Below are 19,548 nucleotides of genomic sequence, written 5' to 3'. Positions count from 1 at the left end.
ATAACATCAATCAAAAACAACCAACCACCATGGAAACCTTAATCACGTTTATCACCACAGTAATACTTGATATTTTTTGTTAAACATCAAGTTAAAAAACAAAACACCCGAACTTAAGTAAGTTCGGGTGTTTCTTGATTGTATATTCTATATAGGGTTGCTATTTATACATCTTTAGACGCTAAATAACGTTCTGCATCTAAAGCAGCCATACATCCCGTTCCTGCAGCTGTAATAGCTTGTCTGTATACGTGATCGGCAGCATCTCCAGATACAAATACCCCATCGATATTAGTTTTAGAAGTTCCTGGAGTATTTATAATGTACCCTGTTTCGTCTAATTCTAAATAATCCTTAAAAATATCGGTATTAGGCTTGTGACCTATGGCTACGAAAAATCCCGTTGCAGGTATTTCTGTAAGCGCATTAGTTTGGTTATTTTTAACCACAACTCCTGTTACCACTTGTCCGTCTCCTAAAACTTCTTCAGTTTCAGAATTAAATAGAATTTCTATATTCTCGGTATTTTTAACACGGTTAGCCATAATTTTAGACGCTCTAAATTCGTCACGTCTTACTAACATGGTTACTTTTTTACATAATTTAGATAAATAGTGTGCTTCTTCACAAGCAGAATCTCCTGCTCCAACTAGAACAACTTCTTGATTTCTGTAGAAGAATCCATCACAAACTGCACAAGCCGATACTCCACCACCTAATTGAAGGTATTTTTGCTCTGAAGGTAAACCTAAATATTTGGCAGATGCTCCTGTAGAAATAATGACAGTTTCTGCATGAATTTCTTGAGTTTCGTTAACCCAAATTTTATGTACTTCTCCAGAAAAATCAACTTTAGTTACCCAACCATCACGAATATCTGTACCAAAACGTTTTGCTTGTTCTTGTAATTGTATCATCATATCTGGACCTGTTATACCTTCAGGGTATCCAGGAAAATTTTCTACTTCGTTAGTCGTAGTTAACTGACCACCCGGTTGCATTCCTTGATATAACACAGGAGACATATTAGCTCTGGCAGCATAAATAGCTGCAGTATATCCTGCAGGACCAGACCCCACTATAAGGCACTTTACTTTCTCAATAGTTTCAGACATAATTTTCTTATCATTTTATTACAACAAAAGTAGAATTTTTGTAGCAATCCTTACAGCTTAAGTTATTAAAAGTTATTATAAAATAATAGATTCTCCTGATACCTACACCAATATTACAAGCACAAAAGCCTAATAGCCAAGGTTATCCTTACGCTATTAGGCTTTTATAAATATTTTGAATTGTATTTTTAAACCATAGACTACACTATTATTATTTAAACATCTTTTTCATTAAAACTAAAGAACCTATTTTCCCTGTGTACTCCACTACGGTCTGTACCCAATTTAAAGGTTTTAAATCCTGTTTTATATCGCCTTTTAAAGCTTTAAATTCTTCCGTAGCAATTTGGCGTTCCAAATCTAAACGTCTTAATTCTAGCTTAATTTCTTTAAAATTTTTAAAATCCGTTTTCATAAATTAATCAAAAAATAAGTCTGACATGGTTTCTATAAATTTCTGATCTATACGATGTCTTAACAAATAGACAAGAATGGCTAGACATAAAAATAATCCTCCTATAATTAAAGCACCTAATGCAAAATTCTCTAACCAATATCCAATAGCTATCGCTGCAGAAATTGCTAAGAAAATGAAAGCTATAAATAAAAACGAACCGATTAGCAACAATTTACCAAAAAGGCTCATCCCTCCGGTTAATTGTTGAAAAATTTTCAACTTAATATACTGGTGAGAGGTATCTACATACCGCTCACCAATATCTTTAGCTTTATTTGAAGTCTCATTTAAGGATTCAAAAACACTCATATATTATGATTTTTGAAATTTCTTATTTTGCTCTTTTAAGTGTGCTAATTTTTTTTCTAGACTAGAAATAACATCGTCTGCTTTATGACTAGCATCGGCAACGATAGATTCTATCTGCTCGTCTAAAGTTCCTCTAGACGTCATAGAGCTACTTACCTTGCTTCTAATATCGTGAGCACTACTACTCATCTTTTCCTTTAAATCTTTAGCTTCGATATTCATTTTATCACGAGTTGCCAAAGCTTCATCAGCTAAACGCTTTCTCGTTTTACTTCCTTGGTCTGGAGCATAAAGAATTCCTAATAATGCGCCGATAGCTGTTCCTGCTAAAAGACCTAATACGGTATTTCCACTTTTACTCATAATAATATTTTTTAATGGTTTAAACTACTATTTAATTTCTACTGACTCTCTATCAAATCTACAAAATAATAAGATCTTTATAGTATTCTCTTGTACAATTTTAAGTTAAACTATATATATTTAACTTAAAAAATTATTTCTATTTTTTTTGATGTTTATGCCCCAAAATCACACTAAGGACACTCCAAAACTAGCACTATTTACCACAGCTAATTAACAGTATCGCATATTTTTTTAACGTTAATAAGCAGAGGTATCCAAAGAACGTTTTCTTATTTCCTTATTATAAAAACTGATTTATATTAGAAATAATTGCATCCGTAAAAGCCATAAATTGAATGGCATTGCTCATTTAAATCCATAGAGCGCATAAAAAAAGCCCTGCAATGCAAGGCTTTTCTCTACAATCTAAATCGTGAAAATTTTAACTATGAGGTCATTAAAATCGCTTCATCTACTTTAGCTCTAAGTGCTTTTAATCTATTTAATTCAATTTCTAAACCTTCGCAAATATTATTTTTAGTTGTCTCAAAAGATACTTTAGTCTCTTCTAACAAATTTTCGTAATACTTCACACCTTCTTTTAAGTTTTCAATAAAAGTTATAAAGTATTTTTCTTCTCTTTTATTAGTTATAGTGGGAGAGTCGTTAAATTTTTCAGTAATATAATCTACATAAATACTAAGCTCTTTTACAAATATGTTAGGACGATGAGCAGAAACCACACCTTTAATTTCTCCATAAATATGAGACGTCATTTCTTTTAAACTCATTATTTTTGAAAAATATGCCATATTCGGACCAGGACAAACAGAAACACCTTCTCCCTCTGTTTTTGTATCTAAATTATACTTTAATAAAGCCGAGGTTCCTAAGCCTACACATGTACAAGATTTTACTGTGATCTTATCTAATGCTTTAGTATACGCAGAGGCTTCTAAACCTTGCTCATCTAATTGTTTAATTTTTAAATGTTGATATTGTCTAGATGCCGTACACAAGCCTTCTTCAGAGAACTCCTTATTTAAAGCAACAAACTTTTTTGGGCATGCACTTCCTGGTCTTTTTTTATCTATATTTCTATATTTTTCTAGGTCTTTAGTATTACCTTTCATACTATTAAAAGGCACTCCTAAAGGCGAAATATCACTTAAATACAGATCCTCTTCCTTGGCTTTCACCAATTGATCTAACGTCTCATTATCTACCGTAGTCGCTTCGGGCACTAATAAAAATGGGGTTCCCCAACCAATAGAATCAAGATTATATTTACTTAATAAAAATTCATGCTCTTCGGCTGTTCCAACACCACCCTGAGCCGTAATTTTAATAGGTAAAGGCATTTCTGGAACATGATACGATTTAGCTGTTAGCGCTTTAGTAAGTAAGTCGTGAAGCTCGTTTATTAGGACTTGCCTATTTATTGTAAACTCATTTAGTATAGGTCCCAATAATAATCCGTTCGTTGCGAATGCATGTCCGCCACAGTTTAATCCCGATTCTACTCTAAATTCTGAAATCCAAATTCCTTTTTTGGCTAAAATTTTACCCTGAATTAAAGCAGATCTGTAATCGCTTACTTTTAGAATGACTTTCTTTTTAATATAACCCGTTGCATCTGGATAAAAATCTTTAAAGTTTTCTAAATAACTAAAGAGATGCGGATTCATTCCTGCAGATAAAATTAAAGACGAGCTTAAATTAGAATTGGCATAGCCTCTTAATGCTGCATGTGCGTCATTATACTCTACGGGTAATTTAGTTTTATCTTTATAATTGTCTTTATCGACTTTAGTCATAATATTAACATCTATACTACCTTTTACTAAATTATCCGACAAGAATTTCTTAGCCTTATCTAAATTAATAGTTTCAGAAATAGCATTAACAAACTGAGATTTTATTTCTGAAGTGCTTGGTAATAAATTTAAATAATGCTTCAACTCTTCTGTACAGGATTTATTAAGATCTTTAAGTTGATTGAATTTCTCTTCGGTTACCTCATGTATCATATCTAAATACGATGTAATACGTTTTGCTCTAAAATCTGGTTCAGAATTATCTATTTCATCATAAGGCAAATCGAACATCTTACAGTACATTTTACGAAGCTTTTCGAGTAAAATATCATCTACTAAAGATATGGCGGAATCAATTCCTAGGTGAGATACCTTAAGTGGCGTATCTGCGGTAAACCCAATTCCCATAACGGGGATGTGAAAGGAATGTAATTTTTTCATTTTAATTGTTTTTAGTTACTCTTTTCTAGGCAAAAAGATTGACAAAAGTCTGATATTTTTTTTGCATAAATCATGACTTTTATCATATTTAAAATCAACCAAAAACCATTAATTTATTGACAATTAACAAAATACAATCTACACTAACATAAAAAAGACAGCTTTTATAGACTGTCTTTTAGTACTCATTTCACTTTTTATATACAATTAGAAGAACTAAAATCACATCCATTTTAGCATATTATGATTTTATTTTATTCAATTAATCATATTTTGGAAATACTATATTGTATCTAAAGCACATCAAGTATTACCCAATAGAATTTCAGGAATTTTTAGTGGTAAAAGCATCCATGATTTCGGTTACCCTTAGGGCATCTTCTGCTGAACATGGATTTTCGCCAAGACCTAAAAAATAATTATTAACCGCAGAAATCATAGGTTGTTGCACATGTTCCGGATTTGTAAATGTGTAAGTATGCTCGACTCCATGTTTAAGACAAGTTACTTGCTCTCCAAAAAAAGAGAAAATTATTCTGCCCTTGGTTCCGTAAATTATACATTCATCTTTCTGATCGTCTTCAGCAACATTAAAAGCCCAAATACCACGACATTGGACTCCATTTTTAAAATCGATTATACCATTAACAATATCGTCTGCTTCTGTGTTGTTTTGGCTTACCGAAACCCCTTTAGCGCTATTGTATTCCCCGAAATACAAATACATTAAATCCAATTGATGTGGCGCTAAGTCATGAAAAAAACCTCCTCCAGACACTTTAGGATCTAGGCGCCATGGCACATCTGACTGTGCGATTAAATGAGACTTTCTCGCTTGTAATATTTTAATATCGGCAAACAACACCTCTCCTATGTCGTGATTATTTAACAGCTCATGTACCTTTAAAAAAGCAGGTAAATGACGTCTGTAATGCGCAACCGTTAGTTTTGTTGTAGAGCTATTTAATGCTGTGATAATTTGTTTCGCTTCATCGGCGTTTAAAGCCATTGGCTTCTCTAAATACACGTGTTTTCCAGCCTTAATCGCCTCTAAAGTATAATGTAAGTGAGATGATGGCGGTGTCGCAATATACACGGCATGAATTTCAGGATCTTCCAATATAGAAGTCGCATTATCATACCACTGTTTAACATGATGGCGTTTAGCAAAATCTTTAGCTTTAGATAAATCTCTTCGCATTACAGATTTTAATTCCGATTGTTCTAATTTGTAAAAGGCTGGTCCGCTTTTAACTTCAGCGACATCTCCACAACCAATAATTCCCCAAATAATCTTATCCATATTAAACGTCTTATTCTTTTTTTTACCGCTATAGCATTTCAAATTTAATACTTTCAAATTAAACCACACACAACAAATATTAAAGGAGAAACCATCGTTACGAAATGAATAAAAACAAAAAACCGTACTTATTGTAGAGCACGGTTTTTTACTAAAATCTATAATTAAATATATCTTAACCGATAAAAATTAAAGTCGGTACGTCTGTATAAATTCAATGGTGAAATGTGATTAAAAATCAATTATTAAAATGAGATAAACACATTTCAACTTACTACACTTGTTTCTGAAAAAGTTTGCTAAACACTAAAAATAGCACACCACATAATATCCAAGCAGGAAAGGTTACAAAGGACAAAAACACATCGAACTGTACAGATATAAAATAGAATAATCCGAAGCTTATGGCCCAAGCCCAAAACACAGATTTATTAAAAGAAAGCTTAGCCGATTCTGCATAATTCTTTATAATCCCTGCTTTTTTATGAAAGAAATGCTCGAAAACAATTACTGCTCCAAAAGGCGCTAATATAAATCCGTAAAGTGCTACAAAATCCAATAGCTTCATGGCAAACGCTGGAAATAATCCTGCAATTGTAGCTAACGATCCCGCTAATATGGTCACCTTAGCTGTAGATAATTTTGGTAAAACTGCTTGAAAAGCTAATCCTGCACGGTAAATTGTTGGATTTGCGGTAGTCCATCCTGCTAACACTACAGCAATGATTCCGAATACTCCAACAGCATTGTGTGCCATTGGTCCCGGTGCTACAGGCGGTGCATCTCCAAGACTTAAAAATCCTTGAGCTTCTGGCGATTTTAAATATACCGCATATAATAATGCCGCTGCAATCCATGCCATATAATGACCAACATACATGCCTGCCGCTGTTACCCAACCTACTCGTGCACGTTTTGCAAAGCGAAATACAGACAAGTCTGACATTCCAATATGCATCGCTGCATTTGCAAACCATGACCAAATTACAACATGCCAAAATGTAAATTTAACCTGTCCAGGAAACGGCTCACTACCTTCTCCCCAAATGTTCCAAAAATCGGTAAAACTACTTACGCCTAACTGATTTAGAGCGACTATACCGCAAGCCAAAAATGCCAATACAATAAATGGCGACATCCAATCGGCTGCTTTACTCACAGTCTCATATCCACGTGCTGCAATTATAGAAATCACTGCTCCGATTAGCAATACAATAATTATCCACGTCGCCCCATTAGGCATAGTATCTGTTAACTTAGGCATGGGCATATCGAATGGGATTCCGACCGCCGTTGCAGAAACAGTTATCATAGCTCCTGCTAAAAAGCAAAAGAGAATTCCATTCGCTAAATTATAGCCTGTAACTAGTTTTTTACCACAAATTTTCTCTAATTGAAAATATAAAGTCAACCTGTTTTTTACAGCTATTTCTGCAGTTAAAAACCGCCAGCTTAAAACGGCTAATAAGTTTCCGATTAATAAACCAACGATTAAATCGAATGCGCTTACACCTGCCGTTAAAAACAGTGGTCCAATCATAAATTCTGTTCCAGCTGCATGTTCGCCAGCATACATGCCAATAAAACATTTCCAACTTTTAAGTTTCGATTGTGGGACAGGTTCTCTTTCGAATTCGCCGCCAGAAGACTCCGCAATAGCGTCTTCGTTAATACTGTATTGTGTCATTATTTTAGTTAGTTTGTTTGTTTATTCTTGTATTATTTGAGATGTTTTTAGACAACTATAAATTCGGTTATAATTTATTTGTTAGTTACCTAATGCTATTGGTTATTTCATACTATCACGCGTTTAGCTTACATTTATTATAAAGCCTATTCATATTAAAAATGGTGTTTTATATTATGTTAAAAACTTTTTTCTTAAGTCCTCGACTTGCTCATCGTTTATTGGTACCATTTTCCCAAGTGAACTTCCTAACACTATAGATTTTGCACTAAATTCGGCAACCTCCAAATAATCGAAAGTTTCAAGTAATTTATCTCCAGTAATCATTACAGAATCATTTTCTATAATCATTGCCGTGGTGCACGCTTTAACCAAATCAGAATTATCGTTTCCTTTAAAATGATCGCCGTACTTTATGGTTCTTATATCTTGTAAAAAGATCCAGCTTTCTGGAATCGTTCTCACATTTAAATACGTACTAGTAATACCAAACGCCATTAAATATGGAGATTGTGTGGTGATGATTGAATTGATTTTAGGATTATTTTTATAAATTTCTTGATGAATCCATGACGCACGACTCGGATTTTTTCCTGCTTCGCGCTTACCATCTTTTATCTGAACAATATCATCAAGATCTAAATCCCAGCGGTTAATTCCTGTAGGTGTAATTAAAAAATCATTGCCTTTCCAACGGGCAGATACCGTTCCGTAAGAACTAATCATTAAACCTTGCTGACAAGAACGTTCTACAATCTTCTTGATTTCTAGTCGCTTTTCAACCTCATCGGAAGCATATGCAACAACCTCTTGTTCTGGAATCACAGCTGTAGCCTGAGCTTCGAATGCGTCAATTTGGGTATCTGTTAAATAATTAGGAGTTCCAATTTGTGATCCGTATAAAATAGTGCTTGCGCAAAACTCTAAAGCTTCAAAACGCTCGAAAGCATCTGTTAAATCACTTCCGCCTAAAACCGTTCCGTGATTTTCCATGATTATTGCTTTGTATCCCTTTTTAAATTCTTCAGCGATAACGCCTCCCAACATGTCACTTCCTGGCAGTTCGTATTCTGCATAACCAATTGGTCCGCAAACATGTTTTGCCTGAGAAATAACATTGGTATTTGGAATTTGTCGAACAATACTAAACGCTACCAATGCGGGTGGATGTGCATGAATTACAGATTTTATATCTGGTCTAGACTCATAAATTGCTTTGTGAAAAGGAAATTCTGAAGACGGTTTATGCTTTCCGATAATGGTACCGTCTTGCTTTACACATATAATGTCCGAAGCCATTAACGTCCCCTTATCTACTGCAGAAGGCGTTACCCAGATATCGCCATTCTCGTCCATAATGGATATATTTCCACCAGAAGTGGTTGTCATTCCTCGTTTATAAATCCGACTTAGAATTGTGGTTATTTGATCGCGAGGATGAATTAATTTGATTTTCTTGTTCATTTTTTTTTAATATTTAACCTATTATAAAAGGGGTATGCTTTTTTAAGGCATAATTTTTTTTGAGAAATTTTGAATTTAATTTACTGTCTGAAATGGATATTGCAGAACCTAAAGCCGAACCCATTGATGCATTTGTGGTTCTTAACTTTTTACCTTTAAAGTGATATGCCAACAACTTTATATACACCTCGTTGTCGGTAAAACCACCATCGACATAAATACGAGTTACATCGTCGGTCCCAATTGCTTTATTTATACTTTTCACCTGTAATAAAACCAACTCCATCATTAATTGATGGTATGCTTTTGCATAGGTATCGTAAACGATTTCTGTTTTATCGGGCATTGTTTCATCTATTATACTGCCCCATCTAAACCGATGTTTAAAAACTTTATTTAGCTCTATATACGTATCGTAATCAAACTTTATAGCACGGTGAAAATCATCATCCACTCCAAAAAAAGCATCTAATTTTTCGACTTGTAACTTATATTCATTTCCTAAGAAAAGTCGTGTGGCCTTAACTGGTTTTCCGTTAATTCGCATGTAATTTATTACATCTGTTCCATCGGATTCTTTTGTGATGGGATACTCTGTAAACGGATTAAAAACAATGCTCCATGTTCCTGTAGACACTAAAACAAATTTTTTATTGATGCTTCTCACGTATGGCAACAGCGCCGAAGAACTGTCATGAATCCCTACTCCAATTTTAATACGCTTCCCATTGTAATTCATATTTAAACTGGTTTCAGTCGATACAATTGGAGGTAATATTTTGTGTAGTTCTTCCTTATAAACCCACTCGTGATAATCTTTTTCTTGATAGTTCCAAAGCCCTGTATGACAGCCAATACTGGTGTATTCGCTTAAAGGGATACCTGTAAAAATGTAACTTAGATATTGAGGTAAATGCAACGCATATTTTATTTTTTTAAAAACCTCTGGTTGCTTCTTTTTTAGCCAATACAACTGTAATCCAGAATTAAGCATACTTAAATCTGTACAACCTGTTGTTTTTAAAAATGCATCTTTAGGGCCGTGTGTTTCAAAAAAAGAATCAATAATTTCCTGTTCTAATGGCTTTGTGTAATTATATAAAGGTGTTAACGGATTTCCATTCTCATCAATATGCACGAAACTCGCGCCATAAGTTGAAAAATTAATCGCTTTAATATTAAATTCTTCAGCTTCTAAAATGCGATTAAATAACGATTTTAACCAATTTTGAAGTGCTTCTAGATTTTCTGTCGGATGACCATCTTCATCTTCTATTTCGTCAAAACGCGCATATTCCTTGTAGACTTCTTTAAAATCATCATTAAACAGAAAAAACTTCTTGTTGGTTTTTCCAATATCAAATACAGCTGTTACATTTTGTTTCATAACCATTATAATCCTGAAGCAATGGTGTGTTTCCCGCGTTCCTCTATTAAAGTTTGTCTAACATCTAATCCTCTATATAGTGCTAACGGATCTAAAGCACCACCAGATTGCAATCTAGCTTGTGCCAATAAAGGTCTTACATCGGTACGATATGCACGCTGTAAAATTTCTTGACATGCCACAACATCATGAACCGATTGTGCTTGTTTTAACGCCGATTGATCGACTAACAATGCTTTAGCATAGGCTTCTTGAATGGCTTCTAAAGATTGCATTAAGTCTTCTAACGGGTCTTTAATATTATGACTCGCATCTATCATCCATGATAAATCTGGGTTTTGCGGATTGTTTTGCATACCATAAACCAATTCATTAAAAATCAAGTATAAAGCATAAGGTTTTACGCTTCCTACAGTAACATCGTCGTCACCATATTTACTATCATTAAAATGAAATCCGCCTAATTTACCTTTCAGCATTAAGGTTGAAACGATTTGTTCGATATTTGTATTTGGTAAATGATGCCCCAAATCTACAAGTGTATAAGCCTTGTCTCCACAAGCATTTGCAAGCATAAACGAGGTTCCCCAATCTTGAATAACAGTACTATAAAAATTAGGTTCGTAAGGCTTGTATTCAATAAACATTTTCCAGTCGTCTGGAAGTGTTTTATATATAGATTTTAAACTATTTTCTGTATTTGAAAGTACCGTTTGAAAATTATTCTGACCAGGAAAATTAGCACCATCTGCCAACCAAACGGTTAAGCTTTTAGAGCCTAATTTTTCGCCAATTTTAATAACGTCTTGGTTATGTGCAATAGCTTGTGCTCTTACGGCTTCATCGGTGTTACATAAAGATCCGAATTTATAACTCTCTTTGGCATTTGCCTGATCTTGAAAAGTATTAGAATTCACCGCATCGAACTTTAAATTTAAAGATTTCGCTTGCTCTTTAATGGCATTATAATCTTCCGGCACATCCCAAGGAATATGCAAAGAGATTGCTCCTGCTGTTTGTGTAAGCGCATGTAAAAGTCCAACATCGTCCAACTTCTGCGTTAAATTTGAAGGTTCTCCAAAATAAGAAAATCGTCCGAAGCGTGTTCCTCCTGCTCCTAATGCCCAACTCGGAATAGCGACTTGAAATTTAGCTAGAGCATCGACTACATTTTGCGTATTTATATTTTTTTTATCTAAAGTAGCACCTAAGAAATCGAATTGATTTTGATGTTCGTGTATAAATTTTTTATTGAATTCTGAAATGTGGGATTCGTGTAATTTCATGTCATTTAATTTTTTCAAAAAAAACCTTTCATTGATATATCTCAACCCATGAAAGGCTTTAAAACAATTCTAAAAAACAAATTAATTAATAAGTATGGCAATATAATTCCTGCATTACAACAGCGCTTACCGTGGGTTTTGTAACCATCAAAAAAAGTTACAAAAGCTTTATTTATAAAGAACATTAAATAAAAGCAGTAGAGCAATTACAAGTATTATATTTTCATGTATAAAAATAGTGGATACAGATTTTATATCTATCCTGCACTATGGGGTAAATACAAATCCATGTTAATGTAGATAAGTAGGCGACCTCATTTTATATTAATCCTTTTATTAATCTTTATATTGCATTAAAATAAAAGGATCGATACTTATATGATGCTAGAATATATTAAAATTGATGAGCACTCCAGAAAACCCAAATACAAACAAATAGTAGATGCAATTATTGATAATATTGCTAATGGGAATTTAAAAGTAGACGATAAAATTCCTTCTATTAATAAATTTAGTGAAGAGTATTATTTATCTAGAGATACTGTTGAAAAGGCTTATAGCGTATTAAAATCTCGAAAAATAATAACATCTATCCGTGGTAAAGGGTATTACATTACGCGCACCAAATTAATTTCGAAAATTAATATCCTATTCATAATTAATAAATTGAGTTCTTACAAACTCCGAATTCATAATTCGTTTGTAGAAAGTATGGGAGCGAACTCGCATACTGATTTATTTATATACCATTGCGACGAATCATTATTCCTTAATTTAATGGATAAAAATATAGGCGCTTACGATTACTATATTATTATGCCTCATTTTAAAAACGACCATTTAAAACATATTAGTATTACTGATAAAATTACACGCGCTATAAATCAAATTCCATCAGAGAAATTGATTATTATGGACAACAATAATAATCTAGTAAATATTGAAGCCGATATAGAAGTATATCAGGATTTTGAAAATGATATTTATAATGCCTTAATAGAAGGTTACGAAAAAATTAAAACCTACAAGACCATATTTTTAATATATCCAGATAAATCGGTTTACCCTTATCCCAGACGTATTTTACACGGATTTAAAAAATTCTGTATCAATTACAACATGAATTTTGAAGTTATCGATGAACTTTATGAAGATATTATTCTTAAAGAAGGTGACCTTTTTATTACTATTGAAGAATCTGATTTGGTGAATTTAGTTAAAGGTATACGCGAATATAATTTTGAATTGGGAAAAAATATTGGTGTTATTTCATACAACGACACGCCTTTAAAAGAACTTCTAGGGATCACCGTAATTTCAACAGATTTTAAAGCTATGGGAGAAACGGCGTCTCAAATGATTTTAAATAAACAAAAAGGTAAAATTAAAAATAAGTTCAATTTTATTGATAGGAATTCACTCTAAGACCAGACCTTATAAAGTTTTACTTTTGTATATACAGTAAACTGCATTATAACTTCTACTCTTTTTTAGAAAACTTGTAGCGACATAAACGTAAAAACGCCTTGCAATAGATGCAAAGCGTTTGTTTTGATTTAGAGAGAAAATTTTATATTAATTAATAGAATCTTATTCTACTAAAGTTGCCAACATCTTTGCTGCAACTTCAGGCGTTATATCTCTTTGTGGTGATCCAAACATTTCATAACCTACCATGAATTTCTTAACCGTAGCACTTCTTAAAAGAGGCGGATAAAAACTCATATGCCAATGCCAATGGCTGTTATCTTCTCCATTAGTCGGCGATTGATGTATCCCGCTAGAATACGGAAATGACGTATTAAAAAGTTTATCGTAGGCTTTAGTAATTGCAGAAATAGATTCTGCAAAAAGTAAAGTTTCTTCCGCGTTTAAATCTAAAATACTGCCTTGCGCTCTTCTAGGAACAATCATAGTCTCGAATGGCCAAACAGCCCAAAACGGTACTAAAACCACAAAAGCATCGTTTTCGAAAATGATACGCTCTTTTTCCTTTAACTCTTGTCCAAGATAATCACCTAAAAGACTACTCGTATTGGTATTGTAATATGCTAATTGTGCTTTATCTTTCTTATCGACTTCATTTGGCAAAGTAGATTGGCTCCAAATCTGACCGTGCGGATGCGGATTGCTACATCCCATTACAGCACCTTTATTTTCAAAAATCTGTACGTAATTAATCGTATCTATATTACCAAGTTCTTTATATTCCTTTTGCCAAGCAAAAACTACTTTTTCAATAGCAGTTATAGACATATCTGCTAAACTTTTGGAATGATCCGGGCTGAAGCAAACCACTTTACAAACTCCTGTTTCACTCTGGGCTTGTAATAATCCATCGTTTATTTGAAACGATTTAGAATCGTTTTGTAAGGCTGCAAAATCGTTTGTAAACACAAACACATCTTCGTAATTTGGATTTATTTCACCATTAATTCTAGTGTTTCCAGCACATAAATAACATGCGGGATCGTATGAAGGGCGTATTTCTTTAGAAATTTCTTCATTCTGACCTTGCCATGGTCTTTTTGCTCTATGCGGTGATACTAAAACCCATTCTCCCGTAAGGATATTAAAACGTTTATGAGAATAATCTTGTAAATCGGTTTTCATTTTTATTGTTTTAATTCGTTAATTATATGAGTCCCATCAGAAAGTTTCACTTCGTATATAGAGCACTCCTTTTCAAATTTAGTTTTATAAGCTTCAGCTATGTGATCTTTAAATGTGTCGACCTCAGACTTCGCAATTAAGTTAATTGTACAGCCACCAAAACCACCACCCATCATTCTAGCACCTAAAATATTTGGATTCGCTTTTGTTTCTGAAACTAAAAAATCCAATTCTTCACAACTCACTTTATACTGATTTTGCAAACCATCGTGAGACGCATAAATAAGTTCTCCCAGAGTAACTAAATCGTCCGCCTTCATCGCTTTAGACGCGGCAATTGCACGGTTATTTTCTTCAATAATAAATAGTGCTTTTTGATAGTTTTCCGGTGTAATTTTAGTTTTTACAGTGTTTAAATCTGTTACTGTAGCATCTCTCAATGCTTTTATATTTAAGAGTTCGGAAACAGATTCGCATACCGAACGTCTGTCATTATAGGCACTATCCGACAAACTATGTTTTACATTCGTGTTAATTAAAAGGAGTTCGTAATCTTTAAAATCTATTTTAAAAGGCGTTGCTTCTACTGTTCTACAATCTAGTAATAACGCATGATTCTCGATACCAAACATGCTTGCATACTGATCCATAATACCACAATTTACACCCACATAATTATGTTCGGCCTTTTGTGAAATTAAAATCATATCGTGTTTGGACAATCCCAAATCGAACACTGTATTTAAACCAAACACAACACTGTTTTCTAAAGCGGCAGACGAAGACATGCCCGCGCCTCCTGGAATATCGCCACCAAAAGCGATATTAAAGTTACCTATAGTATGATGTCTTTTCTGTATTTCGGATATAACGCCTAAAATATAATTCTGCCAAGTTCCTTTAGTAGACGGCTTCAGGTTCTTTAAATCGAAAGCAATGCTTTCATTTTTATCTACTGCAAAAGCAACCGATTCCGTAGACTCACTTTTTTGGATGGCTGCTACAATACCTTTGTTTACCGCCGTTGGAAATACAAAACCATCATTATAATCGGTATGTTCTCCGATAATATTAATTCTTCCCGGAGAAAAAATCAAGACAGGTTCTGCTTCAAATTTATTTAGAAAACTTGATTTCACAGTATTAATTAAAGTCGTATTCATATTTTTATACCTTAAAATTTTATAATGAATTCCTAAGAATTAATGTATTTACATTCTCAATATGTAACTGCTCATTATTTAGTATCATCTGAGCCAAACGTTCTCCCATGTGATTAAAATCTGTAGAAATGGTTGTAATACCATTTTCTACAATTTCTTTAAGAAGCGTATCATTATAAGAGATAATACCTACATCTTTAGAAAGCATTAATTTTTGAGTTTTCATCCCTTTTATTACTCGAAGTAAATTTTTATCGTCTGGGAGTATATAAACCTCTCCTTTAGTAATCATACGATCTTTTAAAGAAGAAATTATTTCGTATTCTAAACGCTGTGATTCACAAAACTTAAGGAATCCTTTACGCATTCCTAAAGGCTGATTTTTTTCCGAAAAATGAAGAATAATCTTAGAATATTTCTTGATAAGTGGTAATGCTTCTGTAAGCTTACTATAAATATCTTCTTCAAAGTTTTGATAAATAGCGGCATACTGTTTTAACTCTGAATGCATTTGATCTAAAATATACACCTTTTCCTTAGGCAATTTTTCAATAATAAGATTCGTGTTTTTGAGATTGGCAGGCATAATAACATAATAATTATACACACCAATATTCTCATATATCAAATTGCGGAAAAGATCTTCATTAAAGTGGTGAAAATAAATATCTACGCGGATATCGCTATTTAAGTTAGCTACGAAAGAATTATATAAATCTTCTTTGAAAGAATTTAACTCATCGAATAATAAAAACACTTTCTGACTGATAGCAATACTATCGTTTAACACGTAATAACCTTTCCCTACAATGGATTGGATAATACCTCTCGTTTTTAATTCATTAAAAGCAGCCAATACGGTATCGCGAGACAATTTATGAGCATCTCTTACAGTGTTTATTGAAGGTAACTGATCTCCTTTTTTTAAATCTCCAGACATTATAGCGCGCTCAATAGACTCTATAATCTGCTTATACTTAGGTGTACCAGTTTTTTTATCAATAGTAATAACGCTCATATTACAAAGGTAAAACAAAATCAATAAACAAACTAGTAGGTACTAGTCTGCTTATAAATATTTTTTATTTATATTTGACAAACTAATACTAACTAAACGATTGCATTACAACTAACAATTAATATAACTAATTATGACTAGCGGATTTGAATTTTGGGATTACGTTGTTTTTATAGCTTATGCTGTACTTATTTTAGGAGTCGGTTTATGGGTTTCTAGAGATAAAAAAGGGCATGAGAAAAATGCTGAAGACTACTTCTTGGCAAGTAAATCCTTACCATGGTGGGCTATTGGAACCTCGTTAATTGCTGCTAATATTTCTGCCGAACAATTTATAGGGATGTCTGGATCTGGATTTGCGCTAGGTCTAGCAATTGCTTCTTACGAATGGATGGCCGCCATTACCTTACTTATAGTTGGTAAATACTTTTTACCTATTTTTATTGAAAAAGGGCTATATACTATTCCTGAATTTGTTGAAAAACGCTTCTCAACGAACTTAAAAACTATCCTTGCGGTATTTTGGATCGCACTATATGTTTTTGTGAACCTAGCCTCTGTTTTATATTTAGGAGGTCTAGCTATAGAAACCATACTTGGTGTAGATATGATGACTGCCATTATTTGCTTGGCTCTATTTGCCGCTGCCTACTCTTTATATGGTGGTTTATCTGCTGTCGCTTGGACAGATGTTATCCAAGTTGTTTTCTTAGTTTTAGGTGGTCTAGCAACTACGTACTTAGCATTAAATACAGTGTCTGGAGGAGAAGGTATGTTGGCCGGTTTCTCAAAAGTTTTAGATGCTGCTCCAGATAAGTTTCACATGATATTAAATGAATTCAACTCTGATGGATCTACAAATAGTAATTATTTAAACTTGCCAGGTGTTTGGGTTTTAATTGGTGGTTTATGGGTTGCAAACATCTACTATTGGGGATTTAATCAATATATAATTCAGAGAACATTAGCGGCTAAATCTTTAAAAGAATCTCAAAAAGGTATTCTATTAGCGGCTGCCTTAAAAATAATTATTCCACTTATAGTAGTAATTCCAGGGATTGCAGCCTATGTTATGGTAAACGATCCAGAGATCATGGCGGGATTAGGAGAAGCTGGACAATTAAGTATTCCATCTTCTGGACAAGCCGACAAGGCTTATCCGTGGTTACTACAATTTTTACCAACTGGATTAAAAGGTGTTGCTTTTGCTGCATTAGCCGCAGCTATTGTATCGTCTTTGGCATCCATGTTAAATTCGACATCAACCATTTTTACAATGGATATTTACAAGCAATACATTAACAATAATGCGAGTAGTAAAACAACAGTAAATGTAGGGCGTATTTCTGCCGCAGTGGCATTAATTATCGCCGTAATTATGGCTCCTTTATTAGGAGGAATAGATCAAGCTTTTCAATTTATTCAGGAATGGACAGGAATTGTTAGTCCAGGGATATTAGCTGTATTTATTCTGGGTCTTTTTTGGAAAAAAACAACAAATAACGGGGCAATTTGGGGCGCACTTTTGTCGATTCCTATAGCATTAGCTCTTAAGTTTATTCCAATTGCCGGATTAGAACCTTGGATGCACCAAATGGGGCTTACAGCATTACTAACTATGCTAGTTATTGTGCTTATTAGTTATTTACAAAACAAAGGAGCAGATGATGAAAAAGGAATTACATTGTCTAAAGAATTATTTAAAACGTCACCACTATTCAACATTGGAGCTTTTGTAATCTGTATTGTAACAGCAGCTCTATATTGTTTATTTTGGTAAATACTGCTTAACTGCTGCGTTTAGAAATCACCAAATAACATATAAAACGAGACAGTATGAGAATTGGAGTAATCCATTTTCATGCTGTTTTTATTTATATTCCTCTTGAATGTATCCTGTAGGTGTTTCATGATCCCGGTAATATTTACCTGTATCGTTTAAAATTAGAGGGGAGCGCTGACTAAAAAAAGTTAATTGTCCTTTATTGGGTTGAAAATAAAACGCTGAATAACGCTCAATATAGGAAGTCGTATCTAGCATGTTATTTATACTTATTAATTTCTCTAGCGTTACATCGTCTGTGATTAATGCCGAATAATTAGCGTTACCGTAATTATATTCTGTCACCCAAATAGGTAATTTATGTTTATTATAAACCTTCTCCTCTATCCACGTTTTAAAACCTTCGGTAGTTCTTCTTACGTAATGATGAATAGGTATAAAATCTACCCGATAATTAAGAGCTTTGCAACGGGCCATAAATTCATCTAACCAAGCAATTCCTCGATTTTCATGAGTAACTGCTGGTGCTCCCAATCGCAAGCCTGACGCTAGCATATTTTTATATCCTTCAAGCGCCTCTTCAACTGTCATATTTGCCTGGTCGGGTCCATCCGGCTCGTTAAATGCTAAATAATTATTATATCCCATATTACGTCCTAATTCTTCCACTTTACTTAACGATGGAATTCCAGACCAAGTCATTGGTACAAATTGTCTATCTGCCGTACTCTCGCCTACACTTCCCCAATTGTAAAACCAACTCGGATTCAGACTATTGGTTATTTGTAGCCCTTTACCACTAGCTCCTTTTTTATTCGCATTAAACCACGGACTAACACGAATAAAAGATATTGAATTTTGAAACTCAGTAGGCAGATTAATAGCGACATCATGATCCTGAGCAATATACACTTTACTTATCCCCAAACCATTTACATCTTGCGCAAATGTGGCCATATACCCTTTTTCTAACTTAAAAGACATTCCCCAATCATCATACACTCCTAAATCACCATTATAATATCCACAAGACACCTCACGTACCTCTCCAGAAAAATCCTTTTTGGAATATATCTTTAAAACTGCATCTTTAGCATTTCGATCTTTAACTTCCACATTAGGTGTTTCCATATAAACTAGAGACTTAACACGCTTTTCTGGATTAGATTCACGATTAACTACCAATGCATTCGTAGTATACAAATCTGAAGGCAATGGATAAAAAGAAGATTGTGCGGTGTGTTTCAAGACAAACAATAGGTTTAAAAGTAGTAGTATTCTTAATTTCATCTTGTATTTTTTTAATGTAACCCGAAGTATTCTCGTTTCAAAATTTCACGATTTTTAAGCCATTTAATAG

The 19,548-nt window shown here is 33.6% G+C and carries 16 protein-coding genes; 2 read left to right on the top strand and 14 right to left on the bottom strand.

Annotation, left to right across the window (positions count from 1 at the left end; translation table 11 throughout):
- Window positions 1–164: 164 nt before the first annotated feature.
- The 10 genes from trxB to AC0UBM_RS00880 form a co-directional block, all read right to left on the bottom strand.
- Window positions 165–1,115 carry a thioredoxin-disulfide reductase gene (gene trxB, locus AC0UBM_RS00925; protein ID WP_414035004.1) on the bottom strand — a complete coding sequence of 317 codons (951 nt, stop codon included), beginning with the start codon at window positions 1,113–1,115 and terminating at the stop codon, window positions 165–167.
- Between the two features lie 211 nt (window positions 1,116–1,326).
- On the bottom strand, window positions 1,327–1,530 hold the full coding sequence (locus AC0UBM_RS00920; protein WP_414035005.1) for a hypothetical protein: 204 nt from the start codon (window positions 1,528–1,530) through the stop codon (window positions 1,327–1,329).
- Window positions 1,531–1,533: 3 nt separating this feature from the next.
- A complete protein-coding gene (locus tag AC0UBM_RS00915; RefSeq protein WP_414035006.1) occupies window positions 1,534–1,881 on the bottom strand; it encodes a hypothetical protein in 348 nt (115 codons plus the stop codon).
- A 3-nt stretch (window positions 1,882–1,884) separates the two neighbouring features.
- Entirely contained in the window at window positions 1,885–2,244 is a 360-nt protein-coding gene (locus tag AC0UBM_RS00910; protein WP_475687273.1) for a YtxH domain-containing protein, read from the bottom strand.
- A 428-nt stretch (window positions 2,245–2,672) separates the two neighbouring features.
- Complete coding sequence (locus AC0UBM_RS00905) at window positions 2,673–4,484, bottom strand: hypothetical protein (RefSeq protein WP_475687272.1); 1,812 nt, start codon at window positions 4,482–4,484, stop codon at window positions 2,673–2,675.
- 325 nt (window positions 4,485–4,809) lie between these two features.
- Window positions 4,810–5,787 (bottom strand): Gfo/Idh/MocA family protein, encoded by a 978-nt coding sequence (locus AC0UBM_RS00900; RefSeq protein ID WP_475687271.1) that lies wholly within the window; start codon window positions 5,785–5,787, stop codon window positions 4,810–4,812.
- Between the two features lie 274 nt (window positions 5,788–6,061).
- On the bottom strand, window positions 6,062–7,474 hold the full coding sequence (locus AC0UBM_RS00895; RefSeq protein ID WP_475687270.1) for a purine-cytosine permease family protein: 1,413 nt from the start codon (window positions 7,472–7,474) through the stop codon (window positions 6,062–6,064).
- 174 nt (window positions 7,475–7,648) lie between these two features.
- Window positions 7,649–8,938: a class II aldolase/adducin family protein gene (locus AC0UBM_RS00890; protein WP_475687269.1), complete on the bottom strand. Its 1,290-nt coding sequence runs from the start codon at window positions 8,936–8,938 to the stop codon at window positions 7,649–7,651.
- Between the two features lie 13 nt (window positions 8,939–8,951).
- Window positions 8,952–10,325, bottom strand: a complete 1,374-nt coding sequence (locus AC0UBM_RS00885) for an FGGY-family carbohydrate kinase (protein WP_475687268.1) — start codon at window positions 10,323–10,325, stop codon at window positions 8,952–8,954.
- 5 nt (window positions 10,326–10,330) lie between these two features.
- Window positions 10,331–11,611 (bottom strand): sugar isomerase, encoded by a 1,281-nt coding sequence (locus tag AC0UBM_RS00880; protein ID WP_475687267.1) that lies wholly within the window; start codon window positions 11,609–11,611, stop codon window positions 10,331–10,333.
- A 381-nt stretch (window positions 11,612–11,992) separates the two neighbouring features.
- Here AC0UBM_RS00880 and AC0UBM_RS00875 point away from each other — a divergent pair, with 381 nt between their 5' ends.
- Complete coding sequence (locus AC0UBM_RS00875) at window positions 11,993–13,036, top strand: GntR family transcriptional regulator (protein WP_475687891.1); 1,044 nt, start codon at window positions 11,993–11,995, stop codon at window positions 13,034–13,036.
- Between the two features lie 165 nt (window positions 13,037–13,201).
- On the opposite strand, the gene AC0UBM_RS00870 is transcribed toward AC0UBM_RS00875, so the two are convergent.
- Genes AC0UBM_RS00870 through AC0UBM_RS00860 form a run of 3 tightly spaced genes read right to left on the bottom strand, consistent with a single transcriptional unit; the run spans window position 13,202 to window position 16,405 of the window.
- Complete coding sequence (locus tag AC0UBM_RS00870) at window positions 13,202–14,224, bottom strand: UDP-glucose--hexose-1-phosphate uridylyltransferase (RefSeq protein WP_475687266.1); 1,023 nt, start codon at window positions 14,222–14,224, stop codon at window positions 13,202–13,204.
- 2 nt (window positions 14,225–14,226) lie between these two features.
- Window positions 14,227–15,387, bottom strand: a complete 1,161-nt coding sequence (galK, locus tag AC0UBM_RS00865) for a galactokinase (protein WP_475687265.1) — start codon at window positions 15,385–15,387, stop codon at window positions 14,227–14,229.
- A 19-nt stretch (window positions 15,388–15,406) separates the two neighbouring features.
- On the bottom strand, window positions 15,407–16,405 hold the full coding sequence (locus AC0UBM_RS00860; RefSeq protein WP_475687264.1) for a GntR family transcriptional regulator: 999 nt from the start codon (window positions 16,403–16,405) through the stop codon (window positions 15,407–15,409).
- A gap of 133 nt (window positions 16,406–16,538) precedes the next feature.
- Between AC0UBM_RS00860 and AC0UBM_RS00855 the strand changes: the two genes are divergently transcribed.
- Complete coding sequence (locus AC0UBM_RS00855; RefSeq protein ID WP_475687263.1) at window positions 16,539–18,185, top strand: sodium/sugar symporter; 1,647 nt, start codon at window positions 16,539–16,541, stop codon at window positions 18,183–18,185.
- Between the two features lie 90 nt (window positions 18,186–18,275).
- On the opposite strand, the gene AC0UBM_RS00850 is transcribed toward AC0UBM_RS00855, so the two are convergent.
- Window positions 18,276–19,478, bottom strand: coding sequence for a glycosyl hydrolase (locus tag AC0UBM_RS00850; RefSeq protein ID WP_475687262.1), 1,203 nt, complete (start codon window positions 19,476–19,478; stop codon window positions 18,276–18,278).
- Window positions 19,479–19,548: the final 70 nt, after the last annotated feature.

The organism is Formosa sp. F44 (genome assembly GCF_056238645.1).
This window is presented reverse-complemented; position numbering and strand designations above follow the sequence as displayed.

Coding starts and splice junctions, on each gene's coding strand:
- trxB (WP_414035004.1), bottom strand. CDS start 1,115: ATGTCTGAAACTATTGAGAAAGTAAAGTGCCTTATAGTGGGGTCTGGT.
- AC0UBM_RS00920 (WP_414035005.1), bottom strand. CDS start 1,530: ATGAAAACGGATTTTAAAAATTTTAAAGAAATTAAGCTAGAATTAAGA.
- AC0UBM_RS00915 (WP_414035006.1), bottom strand. CDS start 1,881: ATGAGTGTTTTTGAATCCTTAAATGAGACTTCAAATAAAGCTAAAGAT.
- AC0UBM_RS00910 (WP_475687273.1), bottom strand. CDS start 2,244: ATGAGTAAAAGTGGAAATACCGTATTAGGTCTTTTAGCAGGAACAGCT.
- AC0UBM_RS00905 (WP_475687272.1), bottom strand. CDS start 4,484: ATGAAAAAATTACATTCCTTTCACATCCCCGTTATGGGAATTGGGTTT.
- AC0UBM_RS00900 (WP_475687271.1), bottom strand. CDS start 5,787: ATGGATAAGATTATTTGGGGAATTATTGGTTGTGGAGATGTCGCTGAA.
- AC0UBM_RS00895 (WP_475687270.1), bottom strand. CDS start 7,474: ATGACACAATACAGTATTAACGAAGACGCTATTGCGGAGTCTTCTGGC.
- AC0UBM_RS00890 (WP_475687269.1), bottom strand. CDS start 8,938: ATGAACAAGAAAATCAAATTAATTCATCCTCGCGATCAAATAACCACA.
- AC0UBM_RS00885 (WP_475687268.1), bottom strand. CDS start 10,325: ATGAAACAAAATGTAACAGCTGTATTTGATATTGGAAAAACCAACAAG.
- AC0UBM_RS00880 (WP_475687267.1), bottom strand. CDS start 11,611: ATGAAATTACACGAATCCCACATTTCAGAATTCAATAAAAAATTTATA.
- AC0UBM_RS00875 (WP_475687891.1), top strand. CDS start 11,993: ATGCTAGAATATATTAAAATTGATGAGCACTCCAGAAAACCCAAATAC.
- AC0UBM_RS00870 (WP_475687266.1), bottom strand. CDS start 14,224: ATGAAAACCGATTTACAAGATTATTCTCATAAACGTTTTAATATCCTT.
- galK (WP_475687265.1), bottom strand. CDS start 15,387: ATGAATACGACTTTAATTAATACTGTGAAATCAAGTTTTCTAAATAAA.
- AC0UBM_RS00860 (WP_475687264.1), bottom strand. CDS start 16,405: ATGAGCGTTATTACTATTGATAAAAAAACTGGTACACCTAAGTATAAG.
- AC0UBM_RS00855 (WP_475687263.1), top strand. CDS start 16,539: ATGACTAGCGGATTTGAATTTTGGGATTACGTTGTTTTTATAGCTTAT.
- AC0UBM_RS00850 (WP_475687262.1), bottom strand. CDS start 19,478: ATGAAATTAAGAATACTACTACTTTTAAACCTATTGTTTGTCTTGAAA.